We start from the raw sequence: 11,807 nt of genomic DNA on the forward strand, positions 1-11,807 counted from the left end.
TTCCTCAATCTATGAAATGAACAGTTTTAATCTGTCCTGCTCTAAAATCTCCCAGATTAATTTTACTATTTTTTTGTCGTTCGGTCAGCGCGATTCCTTTCAGGTCCACAAACTCATAGCGAAGCTCCTGCTCTGACAGAATAAAATTCTCACCCTGAACAGCTTGGGTACTTGGATTATACACCCGTAAGTCCCAACCTCCGTAAAGCTTATTCTTACGGAGTGAACTAAATACAAGGTCAGGCGCTTTCAAGCTGATATTTTGGGGACTGCAAATTTTTTCTTTCAAGGTATTTGACACAAAATATTTTAAAGTCGTTGTAAAAAGATTTAGACTCTGAATTTGATAGAAAGGCAAGGATAAAGCATAATCAAGGTAACTTTGAGCAAGTCGTGCGGGGTTATAATCCTGTTCTAAACTTATGGCAAATTTGAATGTTAATTTTTCCAATAATTGGCTATCAGGTGTTGGGATGTACTTAAAAGCATTACCTGAAGCTACACCTGGCCTTCTGAGCAAATCAGGCCGTCCTAAAAATCCGACACTTCGAAAGAGGGTTAAAGCTAACTGATGGTGATTTTCCCCGATTAATTGATATTCTTTGATTCCTTTGGCAAAAACCGTCCAACTGTTTTTATCATCGTGAACATTAACCCATTTTAGCATGGGGTAAATAGCTGTTGGTTCTTCACGCCAGCCGATTTCTTGCCAATCTTTCAAATGCGGATCTTCTGCTTCACGCTTCACTGTGCCAAAAGGCGTATCTGTGTAAGAATATTGATTAGCAAAAGGAAGATTGATGACTGCACGCATACGATGGTCCAACACTTGATTATCTATCGTCAAATGGCATTCGAGATGCTTGCTCCCTTTCTTTAAGGTAATTTTTAATTCGTAGTCTTGTTTTTGTTGGCAAATGCCTTCTGCACGTTCTTTCAAATCCTTGGGAAGGTCCCAAGTACCAGTCAAAATCAGCTCTTGATAATTTTCCCCACAAAAAGCTTTTCGCTCACTTCCCGTAAGTGTCAAATCAAAGACACAATCTGCATGAGCTGGTGAGTAATCGTAAGTATCACCTTCATCACCACCATCTTCAAAAGATAAGATGTTGTCATAACTTTGCTGCTTTTTCTTATCAAATAAATGAAGCTGTCCTTTTTCATAGCTCAGCTTGTAGTAATCATTTTCAATATAATCTTGCTTGTCTTCGCTGATGACCATGCTTGACCGTTGACTTTCTTCAACGAAGTAATTCACAAAACTAAGCGCAGGAACCGTAACTTCTACAGCCAGTTCATGAATATAATAATATTTATCCGGATCTTGAGCAGTCTCTTCGCGTCTAATTTCACCAGAATATTCTTTATTTCTTGCCAGAACATCAAAACTGATCGCTTCCCCTGCTGTATTTTTCAGTTGGATATCTTCAAACTCAGTAGAGACATTAATTTTTACCGTTTTAGTTACTTCCCAAGGCAGGGTATTAAAAATGCTGACTTGATGGTCACAAACTTTTTTCTGTGACTCACTGATTTTTCTGGTCAAGTAGTCGACTATTGAATAAGACAGTTGGTCTGCTTCGATAAAGCGTTCGCGAATAATGCGATTGGTTTTATCGCTATTACAGCCGCCCGCACTGTCGTGGGCTTGATTTTTTGCCAGTAGTTTCCAGATTCTGTCAATTAAGCCCTGCTTGTTAGCAATACCAAGTTTTTCAGCCATAAGAACAAGTGGTTCTACTTGATAAATCATCCGTCTTTCCAGCTTATCATTCAAATACTTATGGTCGTAACGTGAAGAATAAATCGAGCGATGGATTTTCGAGACTGAGCTGGAGATAAATTCCCCTTCAATTGTGGTCAGTTCCTCTTTTTCGAGTTCGGAGAATAGCTCCTCATAATTGCTTTCTTTTAACTCATAGCCACTCAGTTTCTGGTTGTAAAAATCAATCCGCTCACGTAGGTTAAAATCTACATAACGCTGGTCTCCTCCTACAGGTAAGACAAGATGTTGCCCCACAGCACCGTCTTCAATCTGTGTCATAAGTTCTTGGGTTTGGTCACTATGAATAAGTCCAACGCCGACAAAATAACCATCCTTAATATTTGCGGCTAAAACTTTTGAACCATCTTCAGCTTGCCAATAAAATTCGCGGTCCCTTGTTTTTTCCTGCGGCAATCCTCGCCAAAAGACTGTACGATCAATTCCTAAACCTTGATATATCTTAGGCATATCTTTGCTCTGGCCGAAAGAGTCTGGCAGGTAACCGATATTCATATAACCGCCCAAATCTTCTGCTAGTTCCATTCCCAGAGTCAAATTTCTCACGATTGACTCGCCACTTATGATGAGTTCATCTGTTTGAGTATACCATGGACCAATCCAGAGTTTTCCAGCTTGAACCAACTTTTTGAGTCGTGTTTTTTGTTCAGGGAAACTTTGGAGGTAGTCATCCAAAATGCTCATTTGCCCATCGAGGAGATAATAAGAAATTTCATTATTCTCCAAAGCGCTCATTACTTCATCCAAATGATAAGCCAACTGGACGAAAGATTCATTATGAGTAAAATACCATTCTAAATCCCAGTGTGTATGATGAATGACGTGTACTTTTTTCTTCATTTTTACTTCCTTATTCATTTTTTCAAAAGGCCAAATCAAGATGATTTGACCTTTGAGTTAAAAATCAATTTTATCTATAACGGCAGTCAGATTATTCGGGTCTTTCTCTGATAAAATATCTTTACGAAATTGATCATCGATTAGTTTTCGAGCGATTAAGCTCAGCAACTTCAAGTGCTCAGTCGCACCTTCCTCAGGAATCGTAAGTGCCAGAGCAACTTTCACGGGTTTGCCATCCAAAGCATTCCAAGGAATTTCATTGGCAAATCTAACAAAAAACATGCCCGGCTTTAAGTTCGTTTTATCTTTACAATGAGGAATGGCGATATGGTCTTTGAACCCTGTTGTTGCTTCTGCTTCTCGCTGTTTTAGGCCTTCAAAATATTTAGCTTCATTGTCCACAAAGCCCAGAGAATGTGCAAACTGTGCAATAACTGCAAAGGCTTCTTCCTGTGTACGTGCGCTTGTATCGAAAAGGATATGTTCTTGATTAAAAACTTCTTTGTTCATCTTTATTCACCTTCTTATTTTGCTTTAACTTTTACTGGTTTTTTGAATTCAATACCTCGTGTAAATCCAATCAATAATGCAGTGGTCAAAATACCTGCACATACGCACAAAATCCATGTTACAAAAGGAATCGGTTGCTCAATATAACCAATAAAGGTCCCCAGTGGTGAGCCAATACCGCCATAAAATTTCGAACCAGTAGCTGAGATAAGTCCGCCTGCAACAGCTGATCCTACAACGTTTGAGAAAATCATTCGTACAGGATGTGCTGCCACAAATGGAATAGCTCCTTCAGTGACACCGACAATCCCCATACCGAAGGCTGCACTGGCAGCAATTTTTTCATCTTTTGAAAATTTATTTTTAAATAATATCGTAGCCAACCATACACCTAAGGGAGCTACCGAAATCGCTGCTTGTGTTGCTGTACCGGGTACAAAGTTTGCACCTTCAATACCGTATTTTGTCATTGTATCGGTAAATATTGCTGTCCCAAACACCAAAGCCGTTTTATTGATTGGTCCACCCAAGTCAAACCCTATCATTGCGCCACAAATGGCTCCGATAATGATGGGTGCACCTGCGAAATTATTATTTAAGTTGGTTAACCCATCATACATAGCATCCATCCCCACTGAGATTGGATTCCCGATGATATAAAGCACAATCAAACTGATAACTGCTGTTGCAATAAAAGGAATAATCATAATTGGCACGATTGGCATAACAATTTTAGGCCATTTTATTTTTTTCAATCCTTTGACCATATAGCCAACAATGAAAGCCACAATAATAGCACCAATAAAACCTCCACCTGCTTCAGTTCCTAAAAATTCTGGGTCATTAACAAGATAAGCACCAATCATGGCAGGAGCTATTGCGGGTTTGTCTGCAATGGAATTTGCCACAAAACCAGCAAATAGTGGAATCATTAGTTTAAAACCCATCTGCCCAACATAAAAGAGTTTTTCCATGAGGAAGCCCATTTGTGTTGTATTGTCAAACCCCCACTTGACAATACGTCCTAGCTCGTCCCTTTGAAAGGCATAGAGATTAGCAATGGTAAGGAGAAGACCTGCAGCGATGACCATTGGCACCATATAAGAAATACCACTCATCACATGGGTTAGAAAAGTAACCTTATCTTTATCATTACCAATCTGAATATTCCCTACCTTACTTCCTTTCTTGCCAAAAACTTCAGCCTCAGTGAATGCTTTTTTTATCAAAGCTTCCGAATCTTCAATTGCCGGAATAGATTTTGTAACATAAAGAGGCTTACCTGTGAAACGAATCGGATCAATCTTAATGTCTGAGGCAACAAGTACAAGATCTGCGTTTTCGATCTCTTCAGGAGTTAAGACATTCTCTGCTCCAATAGCTCCATTTGTCTCTACTTTAACCTCATAGCCCATTTTTTTAGCCGCTTTTTCGATAGACTCGGCGGCCATATAGGTGTGCGCTATTCCAGCAGCACAGGCCGTAACGGCTACTATTTTTTTCGACATTTTGTTTCCTCCAAAATTTTTCTTTTAGTTTTGTTATATTTGTAATATAGCACCTCTTATTTTCAAAAGCAAGATAAAATAAAGCGTTTTCTTTATTTAGTTTTTATTCCCATAAGCTGGAGGATTACTGGTATTTTTTTCATAAAAAAAAGAGCTAGATCTTTGTCTAACTCTGCTTTTGTCTAATATTTCAATTTATTTACTTGCAAATTGAATAACCATGTTAAAGAGAAGGGCGCCTAAGCTACCGCCAATGATTGGACCTACGACAGGAATCCATGCGTAAGACCAGTCAGAATCTCCTTTGCCCTTGATAGGTAAGATAGCGTGCATGATACGAGGACCTAAGTCACGTGCAGGATTCAAAGAGTAACCGGTTGTCGCACCAAGTGATAAACCAATGGCTGTGATGATAGCACCCACTAAAAGAGGTGAAACACCAGAAGTTTGCGTAATTGCGTATTGCCCAAAGGCCAGAATACCTGTCGTTAAGACTGCTGTTCCAACAATTTCACTGATTAAGTTCGACCCCGTCTGACGAATGGCTGGGCCTGTAGAAAATGTACCTAAGATATCTGCTGGATTTTTAGTTTCAGCATAGTGAGGATAAAACATCAGGTAGAGGATAATGCTGGCAACCATTGCCCCGAGCATTTGCGCGATAATATAAGGGAAAACCAAACTCCAGCTAAAGCTACCAATCATTGCCATTGCAATTGTTACTGCTGGATTCAAGTGGGCAGGCGACATAAATCCGGAAATGTAAACCCCCATCATTACTGCAAAACCCCAACCGAGTGTGATAGCAACCCACCCTGCTCCTGTTGCTTTCGTCTTGTTCAGAACAACGCCTGAAACTACACCGTTACCAAGAAGGATTAAGATAAACGTTCCTAAAAATTCACCGAGTAATTGTACCATTTCTGAGTGCATATTGACTCCTTTTTTCTATATTTTATTTGTTTCAATCATCGTTGGACTCTTCTACTTCTTCAAGTCCGACAAGTCAGATTCACGAAGTGCTTCTTCCAAAGCTTTTTCTTGTTCTGCTTTTTCTTCTTCAGACCAGACGAGGTATTCCGCCATGGCATTAACAACATGCACCTTGATGGCATCTACGCCTTCACGCATAAATAAGATATGGTTGGTACGGCGAAGCAAGTAATCCACTGGCGTCAAGATCATTTCATCTTCAAGCGCATAACGCAAACGTGCTGATTCGGCGAGAGATAGACCTTCATATGGTTCCATTTCAGAAGCATAGGCAAACACTTGGAGGGCGTTCATGCCATAAAAGTCCGCGATGTATTTTGCTTCTTCTTCTGTAAGTCCTGCAGCAACTCCAACTTTCATGTTTTCAGCAACAACTTCTTCAACCTTAGTTGGGTCAAATTCACCACCAGAGATTTGGTATTTTTTAGAGTCTATAGGTTCATATTTCAAACCAAAGTCCTCATTAAGCAGTTGGCAGATAAGCTCCATCGCACCCGCAGCCATTTTACGGTAGTCCGTAATTTTACCGCCCGCTAGAGTAATCAAACCATCGCTCTCACGTTCGAGGGAACTTCCACGCGATACGGAAGATGGTGCATCTCCTTTTTCGGAAAGACTTGATTCCATATTGTTCAACAAATGTTCTACTTCGGCTTTTGTTGCTGTTTTATTTTTATAGCGGAGCACTGCCTCAACGACAGCGTTAAAGCTGGTTTCAGAAACCGCACCATTATCCCCACCGTTATAGTCTGAACCAGAATTTCCACCTAATAGGGGGCGCAATCCAGCCCATGAAGCTTCAATGTCATTAATCGTGATATTTGCTTCAGGGTAACGGAAATTAATGACATCCAAGAGGTAATCCACGTCTTCTTGAGTGACTTTTGGATCAGTAAAGTCGCCATGATAATCCGTATCTGTCGTACCAAAATAAGTTTTATTTTCACGGGGAATAGCAAAGACCATACGTTTATCGTGTTTGCCTGTGTCAAAATAAGTTGGTTGTGGTACAGGTAGTTTGGCCGCATCCACTACCAGATGAACACCTTTTGTGGGACGCATTTTTGGCACGATAGGACGTGTGAAGTTCAGGTAACGAATCTTATCTACCCAAGGACCACTTGTATTAATCACAAGTTTAGCTTTGACTTCAATGACTTGGTCTGTCAACAAATCACGCGCACGAACACCTGAGATTTGTCCATCGGTATAGATAAAATCAATCACTTTCATCTTGCTAATAGCTTGCGCACCATCTTCTACGGCTTTTTTGATATTATCAATTACCAAGCGTGCATCGTTATTACGGTAGTCAAGATAAACACCAGCTCCTTGTAACCCTTTTTTCTTGATGAGTGGCTCACGACGCAATACTTCTTCTGGTGAGATAGTATAGTTAGCATATGGTGAGTCTTCATCCACACCGGCCAAATGGTCATACAAATCCATCGCAATTTTCACAGAAAACATATCAAATGTTGTCTTGCCTTCATCATCGTAGATAGGAAGTAACATCGGATCTGGCTTAGGAATATGTGGTGCAATGCCTTGAACAACAGCACGTTCTGAAACTGTATCAGAAACAACTTCCACATCGAAGTTTTTGAGATAGCGGATCCCACCATGCACGAGTTTTGTCGAGCGTGAGGATGTACCTTCTGAAAAGTCCTGCATTTCAAGTACAGCCACTTTCATCCCGGCCGCTGCCGCTTGTAAAGTCAAGCCAGCACCAGTAATCCCCCCTCCGATAACGAGTAAATCCATTTCTTCATTTTGAACTTTTGTGATTGCTTCTTGTCTTGTTTTTTTAGAAAAAGCCATTTCTATTCTCCTTTTAGGTTACTGTCTGATTGATTATTATTTGAAAGCGCGTGTCGCATTCACGGCTTTTTTCCAACCGGCATAAAGTTCTTCTCTGCGTTCTTCTGGCATTTGAGTTTGGAAAATTTTGCCCGGTTCATAGGATTCTTTAAGCTCTTCCAGATCTTTCCAAAAGCCGACCGCCAGACCTGCAAGGAAGGCTGCACCAAGTGCTGTTGTTTCCAAATCACCCGCACGTTGGATTGGGATATTCAGGATATCCGCTTGGAACTGCATCAAGTATTCATTGTTTGCAGCGCCCCCGTCTACCTTGAGCACAGACATATCGATTCCTGTATCTTCTTTCATAGTGCTGACTACATCACGAACTTGATAAGCAATCCCTTGCAAGGTTGCTTTCACAATATCTTCTTTTGTTGTTCCACGTGTCAAGCCAAACATTGCGCCTCGCGCTTCTTGGTCCCAATATGGAGCTCCAAGGCCGACAAATGCTGGAACAACATAGACTTCATCTTTACTCATTGATTGGAGTGCAACTTCTTCCGAATCACTGGCACGCTCCAACATCTTTAAACCATCACGTAACCATTGAATGGATGATCCTGCAACAAAGATACTTCCTTCTAAGGCATAATAAACTTTTCCATTAATACCATAGCCTATCGTTGTCAGCATGTTATTTTTCGAAATGTGTGGTTTCTCACCTGTATTCATAACGATAAATGAACCTGTACCATAGGTGTTTTTAATCATTCCAGGTTCAAAGGCCATTTGACCAAATAATGCAGCCTGCTGGTCTCCCGCCATACCAGAGATTGGTACTTCAGAGCCGAAGAAATGGAAGCCTTTAGTCACACCGTATACTTCAGAGTTTGATTTGACCTCAGGAAGCATTGAAGCTGGGATATTAAGAATCTTCAAGATTTCTTCGTCCCATTTCAGTTCGTGAATGTTGTAGAGCATCGTACGGCTAGCATTGGAATAATCAGTATAATGTGCATCACCATCTGTCAACTTCCACAAGAGCCAAGTATCGATAGTTCCAAAGAGGAGCTCGCCTCGTTCTGCACGCTCTTGAGCTCCTTCTACGTGATCAAGGATCCAACGAATCTTTGTGGCTGAAAAGTATGAATCAACAATAAGTCCTGTCTTTTTGTGGAAGAGCTCCTCATGCCCTGCTTCTTTAAGACCATTGGCAATATCGGCAGATTGACGTGATTGCCAAACAATGGCATGATAGATGGGTTTTCCTGTTTTCTTGTCCCAGATAATAGTTGTTTCACGTTGGTTAGTTATCCCAATACCGGCAACTTGTACAGGTTTGATACCAGATTCGATAAAAGCTCCTGCGATAACAGATTGAACAGAGTTCCAAATCTCGTTGGCATCATGTTCTACCCAACCTTCTTGAGGAAAGTACTGTGTGAATTCCTTTTGGGAACTGCCGATATGTTTGCCCTGTTTATCAAATATAATAGCTCTTGAGCTTGTTGTACCTTGGTCAATTGCCATAATGTAAGAAGTTTCTGTCATGTTTTTCTCCTTTGTAAACGCTTTCTATGTTTCTTATTATAGCATTTACGAGTAATTAAATACTTTCATTTTTTAAGAAATTTCAAAAAAAATTGAAAGTGTCCTTTTTAAAATATAAAAAACTTCTCAATTACTGAGAAGCTTTGTGTATTGATAGTTAATGAAGATGAAACTTTTCTCTCTTATTATTATCGATATATTGTAAATTTGAGACCAGCTCTACTACACTTTTCTTTGTTTAAGCCACAATGTTATGGCAAGAATTAAATTGGCTAAGCCAAGCACGCCAAACAGCCCCCCAAGTTCTCCTGTACTTGGCAAATTATCAGTGCTTGTTTGCTTGTGTTCATCCTCATTATTGTCAGAATAATGAGGCCTTTCTCTCTTATCATCATCTTCACCAGAAGTTCCAGTTCCATTTGTTCCGTCTCCATTGTTTGATTCAGTGCCTTCATTATTACTCTCTCCGCCATCGGGAGCTCCATTGCCGTTGCTTCCTCTATCTTTAACTGTAACTCTAGCCATCTCTTCCACACCATCATAAGCATAAGTCACTTTGTAAGTGCCAGCTGTCTCTGTCTCTACTGTACCTGTTACATTGATACGATCAAAGGGGACTAATTCACCATAGCGGTCCGTGGCGCTGATAAAGTTGTCCTGAGCTTCCCAAGTTTCTCCAACAAATATTGAACTATCCTTGACTTGCACAGAAGTTTGAATGGCTTTGACTACAATTTCAGCTGTCGCCTCCACACCATCATAAGCATAAGTCACTTTATAGGTACCTGCCTTATCAGTATCGACATCACCCTCCACAGTAACTTGATCAAACTCTACATCTTCTCCAAAACGATTGGTAGCGCTGATAAAATTATCTTTCGCTTCCCAACTCTCACCTACAAAAAGACTGCTATTCTTGACTTCAACCATAGTTTGATAGGGTACACGTCTCCAGATTCCAGCCGCTTGATCACTATTTTCAGATAAAACCATTAAATCTTGAGAACTTATCCAACCCACCTGCTTTCTCTGTAATTCTCGCTTCCAAGAGTTGAGGAAACCTGGTGTTGTCGTCTCATTAGGCAAAGCAGAGTTGATGATATTGGTATTTGCGCCTAAATGAATCTCTACTAAAGAAGTTAGACCTTGAAAAAGACTCCTTCTATTGTTTACTGCAACATTCATTGTATCAAAAGAAGATATATCCAATTTTTTTAAAGCACTTGCATCAGTAAACATGCTTGTCATTCGAGTAAGTGCTGGTGTTTCAAAGGAAGAGAGGTCAAGTTCGGTTAATGAAGTTGCCATCCAAAACATCTCTTCCATATTTGTGACAGCCCTTGTGTCAAAACCACTTAAATCAAGCCTCTCAAGATTGCGTGTATGGGCGAACATAAGAGACATATCTGTGACAGAACTGGTATCAAAGTTTTCTTTATCTATATCAAGCTTGGCAATTTGGGAGCCCGTAAACATATGGTTCATATCAGTCACTGCACTAGTATCAAAATGAGACAAGTCCAAATAGTCTAACCCCCACGTCCCTCCAAACATCGAACTCATATCTTGAACTTCATCTGTTTTAAAGTTTGCCAGATTTAAATAGGTGAGATTATGCGCACTTGCAAACATGTAGCTCATATTCCTAACATTTTCTGTCTTAAAATGTGACAAATCCAAGCTCTTTAATCTATTTGCAAACCAAAACATTCCGTACATACTTGTTACAGATTGCGTATCAAATACATTTAACCCCTCAATATCAATCAAATTGTGTGTATAACCGAACATATCTCTCATAGTCGTAACTCTAGACGTGTTAAAAGAAGAGACATCTATATGCTTTAAATTTGACCCTTGGAACATACTGCTCATGTTTATAACCTTATCTGTAACAAATGAAGATAAGTCTATCTTTTCAAAACCTGCTCCCTGAAACATGCCAAGCATCGTAGTAACAGCGCGAGTATCAAGTGATGATAATTCTGCTGAAGCTAGCTGTGGTGTACTCCTAAACATCTGGGACATGTTTGTCACCCCACTTGTATCAAGATACGTCAAATTGTCAATCGTTTCAAGAACTGTCATGTTCATAAAAATATTGGCCAAGCTACCACTGGCGCCAACATTCACCTTTCCTTCAAAAACAATGCGTCTCACTTGGTTTCGTGAAAGATTGCCCAAAGCAGTTGGTTCAGTTATTGTACCGCTTAGAAGTGTTAATGTAGCCGAATTACTATCCCACACCGCATTCACTTCTCCCCAAACTGTCATTGCTTGCGTAGGAACTGCCTCAGAATTATTCGTCTCTAAATCAGCCTCCAAAGTTTGCGAAGGTATTTCTTCTGTCGCAACTTCACTGTGGGTTGAGAAAGTACTTTCCAGAACATTAGAATCATCTATCTCTTCTCCCTTAATTACCCCACTTTTTTCTATATCTTTCTCTTCTGACTTACCTAGAAGTTCTTGGTTTTTAATATCCAGAAGTGGGGACTCTACCTCTGTTCTGGTTTCAACATCAGGCGAGAGAGTTGTTGCTAGAGCAGCAATGCCACTAAGCACAGAATTACCAATAAGCCCCACTAAAGCAGCAAAGGTTAAAATTTGTCTCGTTTTACTTATAAATATTAATTTATTATTCTTCTTTGTTTTCATATCACCCTCCTTTTTTATCGCACACAAATGCCACAATTTAGTGATTTATGTGGAATTAAGAGGCACACAAACTCATAGGACACGAGATGTGCTGTGCTGTGCTGTGCTGTGCTGTGCTGTGCTGTGCTGTGCTGTGCTGTGCTGTGCTGTGCTGTGCTGTGCTG

At 40.2% G+C, this 11,807-nt stretch carries 7 protein-coding genes; all 7 read right to left on the bottom strand.

Annotation, left to right across the window (positions count from 1 at the left end; genetic code table 11):
- Positions 1-4: 4 nt before the first annotated feature.
- The 7 genes from KJS37_RS06880 to KJS37_RS06910 all read right to left on the bottom strand — a co-directional run bounded on the left by KJS37_RS06880 (position 5) and on the right by KJS37_RS06910 (position 11,550).
- On the bottom strand, positions 5-2,623 hold the full coding sequence (locus KJS37_RS06880; RefSeq protein ID WP_213496556.1) for a glycoside hydrolase family 38 N-terminal domain-containing protein: 2,619 nt from the start codon (positions 2,621-2,623) through the stop codon (positions 5-7).
- 57 nt (positions 2,624-2,680) lie between these two features.
- Positions 2,681-3,133: a PTS sugar transporter subunit IIA gene (locus KJS37_RS06885; RefSeq protein ID WP_213496558.1), complete on the bottom strand. Its 453-nt coding sequence runs from the start codon at positions 3,131-3,133 to the stop codon at positions 2,681-2,683.
- 14 nt (positions 3,134-3,147) lie between these two features.
- Positions 3,148-4,641: a PTS fructose transporter subunit IIC gene (locus KJS37_RS06890; RefSeq protein ID WP_213496560.1), complete on the bottom strand. Its 1,494-nt coding sequence runs from the start codon at positions 4,639-4,641 to the stop codon at positions 3,148-3,150.
- Positions 4,642-4,836: 195 nt separating this feature from the next.
- Complete coding sequence (locus KJS37_RS06895; RefSeq protein WP_017369576.1) at positions 4,837-5,574, bottom strand: MIP/aquaporin family protein; 738 nt, start codon at positions 5,572-5,574, stop codon at positions 4,837-4,839.
- A 51-nt stretch (positions 5,575-5,625) separates the two neighbouring features.
- On the bottom strand, positions 5,626-7,455 hold the full coding sequence (gene glpO, locus KJS37_RS06900; protein ID WP_213496562.1) for a type 1 glycerol-3-phosphate oxidase: 1,830 nt from the start codon (positions 7,453-7,455) through the stop codon (positions 5,626-5,628).
- Between the two features lie 36 nt (positions 7,456-7,491).
- On the bottom strand, positions 7,492-8,988 hold the full coding sequence (glpK, locus tag KJS37_RS06905; RefSeq protein ID WP_017369574.1) for a glycerol kinase GlpK: 1,497 nt from the start codon (positions 8,986-8,988) through the stop codon (positions 7,492-7,494).
- Between the two features lie 222 nt (positions 8,989-9,210).
- Positions 9,211-11,550 (bottom strand): BspA family leucine-rich repeat surface protein, encoded by a 2,340-nt coding sequence (locus KJS37_RS06910; protein WP_213496564.1) that lies wholly within the window; start codon positions 11,548-11,550, stop codon positions 9,211-9,213.
- Between the last annotated feature and the right edge of the window lie 257 nt (positions 11,551-11,807).

This window comes from Lactococcus formosensis (assembly GCF_018403745.1).
Taxonomy (GTDB): domain Bacteria; phylum Bacillota; class Bacilli; order Lactobacillales; family Streptococcaceae; genus Lactococcus; species Lactococcus formosensis.